The organism is Devosia alba, from assembly GCF_039938915.1.
Classification (GTDB): Bacteria; Pseudomonadota; Alphaproteobacteria; order Rhizobiales; family Devosiaceae; genus Devosia; species Devosia alba.
The window spans coordinates 413,541-428,382 of record NZ_JBDUUI010000002.1 but is presented as its reverse complement, the minus strand read 5'-3'; the positions used below and the strand labels follow the sequence as shown (position 1 = coordinate 428,382).

Sequence of the window (14,842 nt, the reverse complement as noted above, 5' to 3'; positions counted from 1 at the left end):
TCAGCTTTCATAGGGGTCGGCGGCGTCGCGCAGGCCATCGCCGAGGAAATTATAGGCCAGCACGGTCAGCACGACCGCGCCGGAAGGCCAGATCAGCAGCCAGGGCGCATTGGCAATGGTGCGCACGTTCTGGGCCTCCTGCAGCAGGACACCCCAGGACACGATGGGTGCCTTGAGCCCGATGCCGAGAAAGCTCAGCGCCGTTTCAGCGACGATCATGGTGGGCAGTGCCAGGGTGACCACCGCGAGGATGTGACTGGTGAGCGAGGGGAGAATGTGCCGGAAAATCAGGCGGCGCTCGCTCGACCCATCCAGCCTCGCGGCGGTAACGAAGTCTTCGCTGCGCAGGGCAAAGAAGCGGCCACGCACTTCGCGCGCCAATCCTGTCCAGCCGAACAGCGAGACGATCAGGGTGATGATGAAATAGACGCTGAGCGGCGACCAGGTCAGCGGGATCGCTGCTGCCAGACCCAGCCACAAGGGAATGGTGGGCATGGAGGAAATAACCTCGATTATCCGCTGGACTACCATATCGACCCAGCCGCCGTAAAAGCCCGAGACCGCCCCGAGCGCAACCCCCAGCAGCAGGCTGATGCCGACGCCAATCAGGCCGATGGACATGGAGATACGTGTGCCATGGATGAGGCGGCTCAGCAGGTCACGCCCCAGCTTGTCGGTGCCCAGCAGATACATGGTATCGCCGGGGTTGAGCGGGCCGAACAGGTGGGTGTCGAGCGCGAACAGGCCCCACAGCTTGTAGGGTGCTCCCTTGACCAGGAAACCCACAGGCACGACCTGGTTCTCGTCAATGACATAGGAGCGACGCAGAGAGGCCAGATCCACCGACATCGTGTAGCCGGTGACGTGGAGCTGGAACTGCTGGCTGCCATCGGCCTGGGTAGCAAACAGACGCAGTTCCTGCGGGGGCGCATTGGTGAATTGTGGCCGCGACATATCTGGCAGGGTGGGTGCTAGAAACTCGGCGAACAAGCCCACGAGAAAGAGCATCAGGATGATGCCCCCGGAAGCCACCGCCACCTTGTTGCGGGAGAACTTGGCCCAGACCAGCTGCCAGGGTCCCGCAACTGCGGTTTGGACCGGCTTGCCGGTGTTGAGCGCGGTCGTTGCCGGGCCAGCTTCTGGCGCTTCGTCGATGAAAACATGGTCAGTCATCAGTTGAACCTGATCCGTGGGTCGAGAAGGGCGAGCAGAATGTCAGAGACCAGCATGCCAACCAGCGTCAGCACGCCCATCAGCAGGATGAAACTGCCCGCCAGATACATGTCCTGGCTGATCAAGGCCCGCAGCAGCAGGGGGCCGGCCGTGGGCAGGTTGAGGACAATGGCGGTGATGGTGACCCCGGAAATGAGTTCCGGCAGCACCCAGCCGATGGCCGAAACGAACGGGTTCAAGGCGATGCGGACGGGGTATTTGATGACCGCTCGATATTCCGGCAGGCCCTTGGCCTTGGCCGTGATCACATAGGGCTTGTTCAACTCATCGGTGAGGTTGGCCCGCAGAATGCGGATCAGCGCTGCCGTGCCGCTGGTGCCAATGACGATGACGGCGATCCAGATGTGCCCGAGCAAATCGACGAACTTGGCCACGCTCCACGGCGCTTCGACATATTCCGGCGAGAACAGCCCGCCCACGCTTTGCCCGAAGAATTTGTAGCTGACATACATCAGCGTCAGAGCAAGAATGAAGTTGGGAATGGCCAGGCCGATAAAGCCGAGGAAGGTGAAGGCATAGTCGCCGACCGAATGGCGGCGCATTGCCGAATAAATGCCGATGGGCAGCGACACGGCCCAGACGAACAGGAGAGAAGCAATCGACAGTGCCAGAGTCGAGCCCATGCGCTCCCAGATCAGGTCGGCAACGGGACGGTTCCATTCAAAGGAATAGCCAAAATCGCCGCGGAACAGGATGCCACTGATCCATTTCCAGTATTGCAGCCAGATCGGGTCATCAAAGCCATAGCTGCGCCGCAAAGCCTCCACCTGGGCCGGATCGATGTTCTGCCCGCTATCGGCCATGGTCGCCAGCAGGGAGCTCAGGTAATCGCCCGGCGGTAGCTGGATGATCATGAAGGCGATCATCGACATCCCGAACAGCGTCGGGATCATGTAGATCAGCCGTTTGATCACATAGTTCAGCATGGCGTTCAGGCCCAGGTGAGGTGGATGACTTCGAGGGTAGTGATACTGGGCACCACGACGGTCACACGGCCATCGGCGAGGGTAATCTCGGCCTCCCGGCCCGCAACCAGCAACTCGGCCTTGCCCAGCGTTTTGCCCGTCGGGATCGCAATGGAAACGGCCTGCCGCCCAACCGGATAGATCTCGCGGATCGGTCCCTTCATCATCATCGGATTGGAGAGGTTATTGAGCACCACGGCAAGCCCGGCATGGTTTTCGCGCACAGCAAGATCGAGCGCGGCCAGTCCGGTGATTTCGATATCGGGGCGCTTGTTGAGCGCCCAGCGAACCGAGTTGGCGATCAGCCGCGAATGATCTGCGGCCATGACCTCCCAAAGGATGCCGCCGATATTCCAGGGAATGTAGACAGTACGCCCGCCCGAGGCATGCTCGCGGGTAACAACAGCGGCGCCCTTGGGGTCTTCTCGCGGATAAACCTCTTCCATGGGCAGATCAGGGAAATCGGGGACATAGAGGAATGGTTGGCTGGTGTCGGCGGCAGCATCAACGGCAAGCAGTCTGGTGCCACCGATGATGCGATTGGCGCCCTCGAAACCGTCCGAGATCGGATGGCTGCCATTGATGGCGACATAGGTATTTTTGACCGGGCCGCGTGCGGCCTTGGCCATGGTGACGCCGAGCAGATCGCCCAGTGCGATGGCGTTACGCGGCTTGTTGGCCTCCGTGCGGGTGGAGGATTCATGAGCCGCGACGATCGAACCGCCACGGGCCACATAGGCTTCCAGCGCCTGGACCTGCTCGTCGGACAGACAGGTGGAATTGGCCAGGATAATCACTTTGAACCGGTCCAGCATTGCCGGCGCCATGGCCTGATCGGAGACCATTTCAAATGGCAGTCGCGCCTCCACCAGCGCCATGTAGAAACCGAGATCATCGGCTTCGGCGACGCGGCGGGTGTCCTGGCCGTGGTGGCGCAGCGTGGTGGCCGGATCGAGAATGGCAATCTCGGCGGTGGGCGTCATCGTGCTGAGCAAGGGCTCAAGATCGGCATGCATGCCAAAGCTGTCGGCCACTGGCTGGATCCAGCGCGTGTCGGGCACCACGCCATTGAACTTGGTGAACCAGGGCAGCAGACCCTGGGTCGTGCCGTCATCAATCCACGCCTGGATTTCGGGACCGGTGGTCACCGAGTCCTTCCAGCGATATTCTTCTTCGGGCCCGATCGAGGTGATCAGGATGGCGGGGCGGTCGCGGAATGTGGCGCGCATGCGCTTGCCGTTGCGACCGCTCATCCAGACGGGCTCTACCCCCTTGCGGCCCTGGTCATCAACGCAGAGGAATGGGCAGTATTTCTCGATGATATCGAGGTCAAATTCGGTGAGCGAGACCGAGCCCATATTGGGAATGAAGCTGGTGTGAGGCTTGACCGATTTCATCACCGCATCCCATTCCACCACCAGCCGGCTCAGCAGGCTGCGGCGCCAGCCGGTCCAGGCCAGCCAGGCCGGATTCTCAAGACTTTCATCCATGGGCAGTTCATGGCCGGTGGCAGTGCGGAAATTGGTCTTGCAGCTCTGGCAATAGCAGACGCCATGCCCCTGCCATCGATTGGCAAAAATGGCGTCGATATCGTAATTGGCAGTCAGCTCGCGGACGATTTCGGGCATGAACTTGAAATTGTAGTCCGAGTAGGCGCAGGTCACCCAGACATCGGGGAAAGCCCAGTGCCGGCGCTTGTTGCCTTCCTTGTCAACCGCGATCCATTCAGGATGCGCATCGGCGGCGTCCTGGTGGATGGCGTGGGGATCGACGCGGGCCATGACATGCATGCCGAGCTGGCGCGCGCCGGTCACCAGATCGCCGAACGGGTCGCTGTCGCCGATGAACTTTGAAACATGGTGCAGCGGTACCTTGGACGGATAATAGGCAACATAGCCGCCCGCGCTGATGCAGGTGGCGTTGGAGCGCGTCCGCTTGAAGATGTCGATCCACTGGGCCAGATCGTATTTTACCGGATCATCCTCGGCGAGGGTAAGCTGGGTCCAGCGGGTGGCCGACCTGTACCAGTCGTGGGTGCGGAGGTGATCATTGGCTTGCGCCTTGGCGTCGAGCATAGCTGGTCCCAGGGTATGAGGTTTCTGTCGCCGGTCCCCCACTAGGGACCGGCGTTGTCATTGGCGGTAGTGGAAGGCCTGTCAGGCCTTGAAGAACTGCTCGGGTCGTGCGGGGCCGGGGGTCGGCCAGCCAAACGAATTGGGCATGGTGTCGAGCAGGTTGACGACCGAGTTCTTGACAATTCCATAGCCATCTGGCGGCAGGCTGACACCGAAGGTGAAGAACAGATCGGCGGCGTTTTGCAGCACCTGCGCCATCAGCTCGTTCTGTGTCGCAGGATCGGCAGTGCCGACCAGGGTGCGGTACAGGTCCTGCTGCGCCTTGACCGCCGGTGGCGGCTCCACCGCGGCTTCATTGGTGGGGTCAGTGTAGTAGAGCGACCAACCCGGCGCATAGAAGCAGTTGCTGTTGATCGGCACATAGAAGCGGGCGTCGAGCATGGCGGCAATGCCGGAATTGGCGCCGAACTGGTGGGCGGTGGCGTCATATTCACGGCCGCGGCGCACCCGTTCCTCCCAGAGCGAGCGGTCCATGGTGCGCATCTGCGCATCAATGCCGACGGCCCGGAACATGGGCAGAGCCAGCTCGAACATGTCCAGGAAGGTGGTGCGAGATTGATCGATCTCGAAAATGATCGAAACACGCCGGCCTTCGCTGTCCAGCCGGTAGCCATCGCCATCCTTGTCGGGAATGATGGCGTCAAGCATCTCATTGGCCCGGGCAGGATCGAATTCGGTGAACTGCTTGGACAATTGTTCATTGTAGAGTGGATCACCTTCGATGATGGAAGGCTGTGCCGGCGAGCCCTGGCCGACAAATACGGCATCGATCAGCGCCTGTCGGTCGACCGCAAGCGACATGGCATGGCGGAATTCCAGCGTGTTGAACAGCGCGTTCTTGACCGGGTCCTGATGGTTGAGATTGAGCTGGAAGGCCATGACATTGGCCGCCGTTTCCTTGAGGGTATAGAAGCCGTAATTGCCGGTTTCCTGGCCATCGAACAGCACCGGCTTGTTGGCTGGGGTGCAGATATACTGGTCGAAGATGTCGATCTCCCCCTGCAGGGTCTTGAGCAGGAGCACTTCGGGGTCGGCGACCATCTGGTAGACCACCCGGTCGAAATAGGGCAGCTGCGTGCCCTGATCGTCGACCTTGAAGTAGTAGGGGTTGCGGGTCGCGATCGCCTGTTCGGTATTGGTACCGGGCGCCTCGGCGAAAACCCAGGCATTCAGCGTTGGCCGATTGCCATTCTGGAAGAAGGTGTTGTCGTCGAGCAGGCCAATCTCGCGCTGGAACAGCGCAACCCAGCTTTCGAGGCCGGCCGCCTTGGCCAGCGCGTCGGCATCGGGGTTATAGCGGATGTGGAACTGCTCAAGATAGTGCTTGGGGGTGCGCGTCAGCTGGTCCTGCTGGGCCCAGGCAAGCTGCTGGACAAAGAAGCCGTTGGGGCCGGAAAAGCTGACCTTGAAAGTCTGCTCGTCCACCACTTCGAGCTTGGCCTGTTCGCCGTTGACCGACCACCAGGCATTGCCACCCAGTGAGGTTTCCTCATCGGTCAAATAGGCATCGTACCAGAACTGAATGTCGGCGGTGGTAAAGGGGGTCCCGTCGGACCATTTGTGGCCCTTGCGCAGGGTGAAGGTGTACTCGGTGGCTTCGGCATTGGCCGACCAGGACTCGGCAGCGTTGTTGACCAGGCCCGTCCAGTCCGGATTGAAACGCACCAGCGGCTCATAACCTTGATAGCGAACCAGCATGGACAGTGACCCGCCGCCAACCAGCGCGTGGTTCCAGTCGCCGCCCTGCTGGCCTGCCCGGTCAAATGGCGTAATCACCAGCGGATTGGCGGGTAGCCGATCGGCAACAGGTGGCAATGTGCCCGCTTCCACCTGCGGTTTGAGAAAAGCGGATTCCTGCGCCCGTACCCATGAAGATACTGCCAGCGCTCCAGCGAAAGCGGAACTGGCGGCGATAAAGGCCCTGCGGCTGATTCTTCCCATCGTGATCTCCTCCTCGCTAACCGCATTGTAGCGTTATTAGCTACCATCAGCTTGTAACTGCCTTTTTGTTAGGTAAAGCGTTATGTTAATATTGATGTTAGCCTGTGGATTGGGTTAGCTGGTTCTGCTCGGATGTCGGGCCCAGGAAGCGGAGGTTTTGTTTGAGAGCTCGAACGGCGCGCGTCACTTTGTCCACCATCGCGGAACGGACGGGCCTGTCCAAATTCGCCGTATCCCGCTCCCTGTCCGGCAAGGATGGCGTCAGCGAGGAAACACGCCGCCGTGTGCAGCAGGCGGCCACCGAACTGGGATATGAGCGGGCCGTGGTTGAAGTGGAGACGCCGGTGCTCGGCGTGGTGTTTCACGATACCGACCTGATCAATTCCGAACTGCATCTGCTGATCCAGAGCGGCTTCCAGACCGAGGCGCTGCGCAGTGGCTACCAGGTGCGCATGTGCTGGTCCCACCTCGCCAGTGAGATCGTGGACTTTGCCAGGGGCTGCCGCGGCATAGCGCTGGTCGGGCCCCATCTCAAACAGACCATGCAGTCGATTCGTGACCTTGGCATGCCGGTGGCCCGGATCGGCTGGATGGACCCACTCGATCCCTTCGATATTGTTGCGGGCACCGACCACGAAGCGGGATCAGCCGTGGCAAACTACCTGCTGGATCTGGGCCACAAGACCATCGCCTATGTGCACGGCACGCCTGGTTACCGCGGCCGCGTGGAGCGCTTCTATGGTGTGCGCGAAGTGTTGGAGAAACGGCCCGACGTCAGCTTCCGGGAAATGACGTTCCAGGCGGAGAGGCGGTTTTCCGAGCATCTTCTGGCCGTGCAGAAAGATGGCTTTCATCCAACGGCGTTCTTTTGCGCCCATGATGGCATGGCGCTGACCGTGGTCTCGGAGTTGCTGCGGCAGGGCTACAGAATTCCCGAGGATGTATCGGTCATCGGCTTTGGCGATTATTCCGCAGCGACCCAGATCTCGCCGCACCTGACGACGGTGAAGGTGCATGGTCGGGAAATGGGGGCCGGTCTGGTGCGCTTGCTGGATGATCGCAACAATGAGCGAATTCCCCCTGATGTGCCCATCAGAATGCTGTTTACGGGTCGTCTGGTGGTCCGCGCCTCCACCGGCATTGCCAAGGTTCCGTGCCGCATCCCGTCGCAGGACGCCTGACCAAATGAGGTCTATTGTAGCCTTTGGACGCAGCTAGCCATAGTAGACGCTGATGCGCTGGCCGCCGATCTGGTGGACCTTGATGTCCATCTCGTAGATCTCGGCCAGCACGGCCGGCACGATCATCGCTTCGGCTGTGCCCTGGGCGGCGACCTTGCCGTGCTTCATGGCCACAATATAGTCCGAATACCAGGACGCAAAATTGATGTCGTGCAGCACCAGCACCACGGTCTTGCCCAACTCATCGGCCGCCTTGCGCAGCAGTTTCATCATCGCCATGGCATGCTTCATGTCGAGATTGTTGAGCGGCTCGTCGAGCAGCACATAATCGGTGTCCTGGCACAGCACCATGGCGACAAAGGCCCGCTGGCGCTGACCACCCGAAAGTTCGTCAAGGAAGCGGTGTGATAGTGCGTCGAGATTGAGATAGTTGATGGCCTGATCGATATGGATTTTATCCGCGGGGGTCAGCCGCCCCTTGGAATAGGGATAGCGGCCAAAGCTGACGAGATCGTGCACGGTCAGGCGCGCCGTCATGTGATTTTCCTGCCGCAGGATGGACAGGCGCCGCGCCAGTACATCGCTGGCGGTTTTGGTCACGTCCAGCCCATCGACGGTCACGCTGCCCTTGTCCATGCTCATCAGGCGGCTGACCATCGAGAGCAATGTCGATTTGCCAGCGCCGTTCGGTCCGATGATCGAGGTGATGCCGCCCTTGGGCAGGTTGAGCGTGACCCCGTCGACCACGCAGCTGTCGCCGTAACTCTTGGTAACCTGGTTGGTGACGATCATCGGGCTGATCTCCGCAAGACGAGAAATATGAACACAATGCCACCGAGGAACTCGATGATGATCGAGAGCGCCGTGTCGAAGGCAAACGCCCGCTCCAACAGGGTCTGGCCCCCGACGAGGCAGATGACGGCGAGCAGCACGGAGGCCGGCAGCACATATTTGTGTCGGCTATTGCCCACCAGGGCGTGCGCCAGGGTGGCCACCAGCAGACCGAAAAAGGTGATCGGGCCCACCAGGGCCGTCGAGACCGACACCAGGACGGCAATGAGCACCAGAATGGTAACCACGGTGCGCTGGTAATTGACGCCGAGGTTGATGGCCTGTGCGCGGCCCAGGCTCAGCACATCGAAGGCAGGCAGGATGCGCCAGGCCACGAGGCTGACGACGAGCACGATGACGCAGGATATCGCCAGCAGCGTGGCGTCGGTGGTGGCAAAGCTGGCATACATGGAGTCCTGCAGCACATTGAACGCGCCGGGATCAAGCATGCGCTGCAGCAGATTGCTGATCGAGCGGAACAGGATGCCGAAGACGATGCCGACCAGCACCAACAGATGCAGGCTGCGTTCCTCGCCCAGAAACAGCCAGCGGAACAGCAGCAGGGCGAAGACAACCATGACGACCACCTGCAGGACAAACTGGATTTGCGGGTCGACGGCGACCAGCGCCCCGATGCCAAAGAAGAAGACCAGACCGGTCTTGATCAGCACGTAAAGCGCATCAAAGCCCATGATTGAGGGAGTCAGGATACGGTTATTGGCAACGGTCTGGAACAGCACGGTCGACACCGAAATGGCATAGGCCACCAGGATCAGCCCGAGCAGTTTCTTGCCGCGGAAGGAGAGCACGAAGCTCCAGCTGCCCCTGGCGCCCAGGGTCATGAAGCAGACAATGGAGAGCAGCGTCAGAACGGCAAGCGCGATCAGGACCAGGGCCGGCCGGGACAGGTTAGCTGGCATGGCGACGCGTCCGTAGCAGCAGATAGAGGAAGATGACGCTGCCCACGACACCGACCACGACGCTGATCGGAATTTCGTAGGGGAAGCGCACGAGGCGGCCGATGATGTCGCAGACCATGACGAAAGCCGCGCCGCCCACCGCCACCCAGGGCACGGTACGGCGCATATTGTCGCCCACGGTGAGGCTGACGATATTGGGAATGATCAGACCCAGAAACGGAATGGCGCCCACCGAAACCAGTACTACTGCGCTGACGATGGAGACAATCACCAGACCCAGCACCATGACCTGCTGGTGGTTGAGGCCCAGATTGGTGGTAAAGTCGCTTCCCATGCCGGCGACGGTGAAGCGGTCAGCGGCAATATAGGCGATGACGCAGCAAACCAGGCCGAGCCAGAGCAGCTCATAGCGGCCGCGCAGAACCCCCGAAAAATCGCCCATGCTCCAGGCCAGCAGCGAGCCGTTCAAGCCCATTCGATAGGCAAAGAACGCGGTTATCGAACCGATGACGCCGCCGAGCATGATGCCCACCAGCGGCACCAGCAGCACATCACGGAGCGGTACGGCGCGTAGTACGCGCAGGAATAGCGCCGTGCCGCCCAGCGCGAACACGGCCGAGACCAACATCTTGGCCATTAGCGGCCAGCCGGGCGCAAAAATGGTCACCACAAGAAAGCCCAGGCTAGCGGCCTCGGTGGTGCCGGCGGTGGAGGGTTCGACGAAGCGGTTGCGCACGATCATCTGCATGACCAGACCCGCAATGGCCATCGAGGCGCCGGCCAGCAGGATGGCAAGGGTGCGCGGAATGCGGCTGATCAGCAGCACCTGCATCGGGCGATCATCGGGGCTGGAAGACAGCAAAGACGCGAGCGACACATCGCTCACGCCGACAAACAGGCTGATGATCGCCAGCCCGATGGTGACGAGAATGGCAATGAACAAAGTGCGCAACCGGCTGCCCCAATCGGTGCCGTAGAAATAGCAGAACCCGGCAGCCTGGCGCTGCCGGGAAATGGGTCCCGTCCGGGCTTACTTCTGGAAGCCGGCCAGAACCTGATCAAGCATCAGCGACACGGCGGAATAGCCGTTCATGGTGATGTAGGCGGCCTGGGGGTCGAGATAGACGATCTGTCCATTTTGGGCGGCAGTGGTCTGGTTGAACAGTTCGTTGTCGAGCAGAGCGGCAGCAGCGCCGTTGTTCTCGCCGGTGCCGGCGTCGCGATCGACGACGAACACCCAGTCCGGATTGACCTCGAGCAGGAACTCAAAGGTCACCGCATCGCCACCGTGATCGCCATCCTTCACCTCGGCCAGCGCCGAGGGGATGCCGACTTCGTTGTAGATCCAGGATACGCGCGAATCGCGACCATAAACGCCAAGCTTGCCGGCATTGGTGACCAGTACCAGCGCATTGCCCTTGCCCGCTGCGGCGGCTTTGACGGCGGCAACCTTGGCATCAAGCGCGGCGATCAACTCGGCCGCCTTGGGCTGGACGTCGAAAATATCGCCCAGAATAGTGAGGTTCTTCTCGAGGCCGGCGATAACGGCGTCGTTGTTCACCGACAGATCGATGGTGGGCACGATATCCTTGGCCGTTGCGTATGCTGCGGCCGAGCGCGCGGCGACGAAATACACATCGGCTTGCGCAGCAGCAATGCCCTCGAAATCGGGCTCGAACAGCGAGCCGAGCTGCAGCAGATCGGCTGGAACCTGGTCGGCCAGATAGCCCGGAACATTGGAAGATGGGACGCCGGCAACCGCAATATCCAGTGCGGCGAGATTGTCGAATGTCGCCCAATCCTGCACCAGAACCTTGGCCGGAACGCCCGAAATGGTGGTTTCTCCCTGCGCGTGAACAATCGCTTTTTCCTGGGCAATCGCTGGCAGGGTGAACGACAGGGCGCCGGCAACCAGTGCGGCAAACATTGCGGTATGAGCGAGCTTCACGAGACTTCCAATCCAGAACAGCCAACAGGACACGGTCAAAAGATGACCGACACTGTCCGGTTTCCTATCCCGGCGAATTATGAGAGTCAAAAGCTAAATACACACCTCGGGAACCAGAGCCAATGTCATCCAATTCCGGGCACGGACCCCTCGAGAAAACCCTGTGGGTCAGGACCATTCGCGATGCTGCGATGGAAAAAAGACGAGCGCGCCGGTCGATCCAGCCCGCCAACGTGATTTGTGATGCAAATCAGAACCCGTGATATAAAATACAGAGGGGTGCGGCACCCCCTGATGTGGTCAATAGACGCTCACGGGTAACAAGGTGTTCCCCATTGCCGCCCGATGCGGCGACGAATCGAGGGGTGTGCGACTTGCCGCGCCACCCGGCGGTGGATTTTCGGTCACCCGGCAGTCTGCAGCCGCATGATGATCTCCTGATCATAATTGCCAAAGCCACGACCAAAAATATTGATGCCACCTGGATGTTTGGCATCAGGCTTGACGGCAATGCGCAGGCGAATGGAATGGCGGTTGGCCAAGTCCAGATCACTCAACGACACCGGCGAAATCTTCATGCCGTCGACATAGCTACCCTCCGTCGTCACGCGGAAACTCTTGAGCTTGCCATATTGGCTGCCCTTCAGTTTCCACCAATCGGGGGTATAGACGCCGCGCTTGTCACCAAAGTCGCCGGGCGACATCCAGGTGCCGATTTCCGTGCCATTGACCGACAGGGTAATATCGCTTGGCCAGTCTGCCGACGTGCCCGGCACCTCCGAACTGAGCTCCATGGAAAACTCCATGGCCTCAATCACTTGCTGGCTCAGCTTGGCATTGTTGGGAAACTGGTACTCAAGATAACCGCGGGTGAACCAGAGCAGACCCGCCTTCATCCGGTCCGGATCGAGAAACGTATCGGGCACGTCGAGCAAGCCGATAATCCCTTCGGTCGAACACAGCCCGCATGGTGCCGACACCTCGCAACTGGTGTAAAGCCCCAGGGGCATGGACACCTCGATGGTGTTGGCGGCCAATGGCTTGATGTCTTCCTTGAACATCACCATCACTTCGTCAAACATCGAGTGACAAATCTTCTGATTGCCCTTGCGCGCCTTTTGCGTCTCGGTCCGGATCAGTCCTGCACCCTCCAGGATCTGGATATTGGTCGACACTGTCGACTGCGGCAGGCTGAGTTTTTCGGCGATATCATTGCCGTTCATCGCCCCTTCGACATGCAGCAGCTTGAGGATCTTCACCCGGATTGGCGACGCCAGCCCCTTGAGAACCTCCATGTCCTCTTCAGGATCAACGACCAGAAAATTGCGGCTCATCGGGGCTCTCTCAAGGCGGGATTAAGGCAGGCACCCTGTCTATCACGAATGGCGATGTGATCAACCTGATGGCCCCGTCACCCCGGTACCGCCGCCGTAAGTGTGCGGCGGCCCCTGGCTGGCTGCCACGCTCCGGTCGGCCTAGTTGTCGTTGACGCGGCGGCGGTACTCGCTGGCAAGATAGATGGCGGCCAGCGCGAAGACGATGCCGATGCCGATCTGGGTCCAGTCGAGGCTGGCGAGCACTTCGCCCGAGGCGGCCACGCCGTCAAACCGGGGCACGCCCAGGCGACCGCTAGTGGCGGTTTCGGCGGCGGCAAACCAGGTGTCGACATAGTCGGTCTGCGGCACGGCAAGCCTATATTGCAGGAACCGCCAGGTATTGGTGGCGAAGGGATGCAGACCGCCCAAAGTGACCCATTCCAGGGTCGAGATCAACGTGGGCAGCAGCAGCGCAATGGGGATGGCCCAGCGACCAATGGCAGCGGCAATAGCGCCCACCAGCGCCATCACCGGCAGATACCAGAGCAGGGCAGCAATCAGGGCGGTGAACAGGGTGAGCGCCACATTGCCATAGATGCCAGCAATCGCCCCCAGCGTCCCGACGCTGGCCGTGCCATTGATTGACATGGTGGCAAAGGCCACGCCGAACAGCAGGACGCCGCTGAGCAAAGCGAGGCCGAACACCACGCCGGGCAGAATGGTCACGGCAGCCGTCAGCTTACTGAGCAGGATCTTGAAATCGGTGACCGGCATGGACTTCCAGAACAGCATGGCATTGTTGCGCTTGTCGGCAGCAAATCCATCGGCACAGTAGAAGAACAGGGTCACCGCCAGATAGAGTGACCAGGCAAAGCCCAGCCCGAAAAAGCCCATTTCGTAGATGATCAGCGGCGCGACGGTGAACAGGGCACCCGACAGGTGCACATCGACCCGCCCGACGGTGAAAGCCAGAATGGTGAGACCGAACAGCACGGCCAGCAACAGCATGGGGCCGAGGAAAAACGCCCCCTTGTGTTCGATGAATTCGCGATGCATCAGCGCAGTGAAAGCTTTCATCGAGCGGGCTCCGGGTTCGCGGTTGGCCGCTGCATCAGGGCGACGAACAGGTCAGACAGGGTGGGTGTCGACAGCGCACCGAGCGGCTCGAGCTGGGCGCGGGGCACGCCATCAAAGATCAGCACGGTCTGGCCGAAACGGGTTTCCTCAAAAACCGGTTTGAGGGCACGGGCTGACGCCAGTTGCGCCGGATCGGTGACCACCAGCTGGGTGAACTTGTCGTTGACGGTTTCCATCTGCATGTGCAGCACCAGATCACCATCGCGGATGAACATGATGTCGGAGAGCATGAACTCGATCTCGTCCACCTGATGGGTAGTGATGAGCAGGGTGCGCTCCTCGGTCATGTAGTCTTCGAGCAGGCGGCGATAGAAGCGCTTGCGATAGGTGATGTCGAGCCCCAGCGTGGGCTCATCGAGCACCAGCAGCTTGGCGTCGATGGCCATGACCACCGCCAGATGCAGCTGGGCAATCATGCCCTTGCTGAGGTGCTTGACCTTCATTTCGGGCTTGATGTCGGTGCCCTCGAGAAAACCGCGCGCCTTGTCCTGGCTGAAATTGGGATGAATATTGCTGAGCAGGGCGAACAGTTCGCGCACCCGCAGAAAGCGCGGCAGGCTGGCGACGTCGGAGATGAAGGCGACGTTTTCCATCAGCTTGGCGCGCCGGGCAAAAGGGTCTTCGCCCAGCACCCGAATGGTGCCCTGGCAATCGGTCAGGCCCAGCATGGCGTTGAGCGCGGTGGTCTTGCCGGCACCGTTGTGGCCGATCAGCCCATAGATCCGCCCGGCGGGAATATCGAAATCAAGGCCGTGCAGGACCTCCTTGCGGCCAAAGCTCTTGCGCAACCCGCGGGCCGTGACAATAGGCTCACCACTGGGCGGTGCGGGATCAAGGGTAAGCTCATTCATGGTTGTGCACCTGATCATCATTGATGGGTTTGAGGAGCGTGTTGAGATCAAGCTCGAGCGCCTTGATCTGGGCGGCAATGCGGGGCCAGTCCTGCAGCAGAAATTTCTCGCGCTCATGGGTCAGCAATTGGGCGCGCGCACCCGGCTTTACGAACATCCCTAGTCCCCTGCGTTTTTCGACCACACCAATTTCCACCAGAGCATCGAAGGCCTTGGTGACCGTCAGCGGATTGACCGACAGATCGGCGGCAATCTGGCGCACCGAGGGTAGGGCCTCGCCTTCTGCCACGTTGCCGCGCAGGATCATCTCGGCCAGCCGCTGCCGGATCTGCACGAAGATCGGCTGGCTGGTGTGAAACTCATCCATGTGTATTGCCTATATAG

13 protein-coding genes are annotated in these 14,842 nt (G+C 60.6%); 1 reads left to right on the top strand and 12 read right to left on the bottom strand.

The window, feature by feature from the left end; translation table 11 throughout:
- The 4 genes from ABFY71_RS04655 to ABFY71_RS04640 all read right to left on the bottom strand — a co-directional run bounded on the left by ABFY71_RS04655 (position 1) and on the right by ABFY71_RS04640 (position 6,274).
- Positions 1-1,173 carry an ABC transporter permease gene (locus tag ABFY71_RS04655; protein ID WP_347944884.1) on the bottom strand — a complete coding sequence of 391 codons (1,173 nt, stop codon included), beginning with the start codon at positions 1,171-1,173 and terminating at the stop codon, positions 1-3.
- The gene (locus ABFY71_RS04650; RefSeq protein ID WP_305580152.1) at positions 1,173-2,159 is read right to left on the bottom strand and encodes an ABC transporter permease; all 987 of its coding nucleotides are present in this window, start codon (positions 2,157-2,159) and stop codon (positions 1,173-1,175) included. The genes ABFY71_RS04655 and ABFY71_RS04650 overlap by 1 nt, the downstream gene beginning before the upstream one ends.
- Before the next feature lie 5 nt (positions 2,160-2,164).
- Entirely contained in the window at positions 2,165-4,273 is a 2,109-nt protein-coding gene (locus ABFY71_RS04645) for a family 10 glycosylhydrolase (protein WP_347944883.1), read from the bottom strand.
- Between the two features lie 81 nt (positions 4,274-4,354).
- Positions 4,355-6,274 (bottom strand): ABC transporter substrate-binding protein, encoded by a 1,920-nt coding sequence (locus ABFY71_RS04640; protein ID WP_347944882.1) that lies wholly within the window; start codon positions 6,272-6,274, stop codon positions 4,355-4,357.
- A 161-nt stretch (positions 6,275-6,435) separates the two neighbouring features.
- On the opposite strand from ABFY71_RS04640, the gene ABFY71_RS04635 reads away from it, so the two are divergent.
- Complete coding sequence (locus ABFY71_RS04635) at positions 6,436-7,455, top strand: LacI family DNA-binding transcriptional regulator (RefSeq protein WP_347944881.1); 1,020 nt, start codon at positions 6,436-6,438, stop codon at positions 7,453-7,455.
- 33 nt (positions 7,456-7,488) lie between these two features.
- Here ABFY71_RS04635 and ABFY71_RS04630 read toward each other — a convergent pair whose 3' ends face one another.
- The 8 genes from ABFY71_RS04630 to ABFY71_RS04595 all read right to left on the bottom strand — a co-directional run bounded on the left by ABFY71_RS04630 (position 7,489) and on the right by ABFY71_RS04595 (position 14,825).
- The gene (locus ABFY71_RS04630) at positions 7,489-8,247 is read right to left on the bottom strand and encodes an iron ABC transporter ATP-binding protein (RefSeq protein WP_347944880.1); all 759 of its coding nucleotides are present in this window, start codon (positions 8,245-8,247) and stop codon (positions 7,489-7,491) included.
- Positions 8,244-9,206 (bottom strand): iron chelate uptake ABC transporter family permease subunit, encoded by a 963-nt coding sequence (locus tag ABFY71_RS04625; RefSeq protein WP_347944879.1) that lies wholly within the window; start codon positions 9,204-9,206, stop codon positions 8,244-8,246. Before ABFY71_RS04625 ends, ABFY71_RS04630 begins: the two co-directional genes overlap by 4 nt.
- Positions 9,196-10,158 carry an ABC transporter permease gene (locus ABFY71_RS04620; protein WP_347944878.1) on the bottom strand — a complete coding sequence of 321 codons (963 nt, stop codon included), beginning with the start codon at positions 10,156-10,158 and terminating at the stop codon, positions 9,196-9,198. The genes ABFY71_RS04625 and ABFY71_RS04620 overlap by 11 nt, the downstream gene beginning before the upstream one ends.
- 78 nt (positions 10,159-10,236) lie before the next feature.
- On the bottom strand, positions 10,237-11,154 hold the full coding sequence (locus ABFY71_RS04615) for a siderophore ABC transporter substrate-binding protein (protein WP_347944876.1): 918 nt from the start codon (positions 11,152-11,154) through the stop codon (positions 10,237-10,239).
- Between the two features lie 404 nt (positions 11,155-11,558).
- Complete coding sequence (locus tag ABFY71_RS04610) at positions 11,559-12,488, bottom strand: helix-turn-helix domain-containing protein (protein ID WP_305581702.1); 930 nt, start codon at positions 12,486-12,488, stop codon at positions 11,559-11,561.
- Between the two features lie 141 nt (positions 12,489-12,629).
- The gene (locus ABFY71_RS04605; RefSeq protein WP_347944875.1) at positions 12,630-13,547 is read right to left on the bottom strand and encodes a hypothetical protein; all 918 of its coding nucleotides are present in this window, start codon (positions 13,545-13,547) and stop codon (positions 12,630-12,632) included.
- Positions 13,544-14,458, bottom strand: a complete 915-nt coding sequence (locus tag ABFY71_RS04600; RefSeq protein ID WP_347944874.1) for an ABC transporter ATP-binding protein — start codon at positions 14,456-14,458, stop codon at positions 13,544-13,546. Before ABFY71_RS04600 ends, ABFY71_RS04605 begins: the two co-directional genes overlap by 4 nt.
- Positions 14,451-14,825 (bottom strand): GntR family transcriptional regulator, encoded by a 375-nt coding sequence (locus ABFY71_RS04595; RefSeq protein ID WP_347944873.1) that lies wholly within the window; start codon positions 14,823-14,825, stop codon positions 14,451-14,453. Before ABFY71_RS04595 ends, ABFY71_RS04600 begins: the two co-directional genes overlap by 8 nt.
- Positions 14,826-14,842 lie beyond the last annotated feature (17 nt).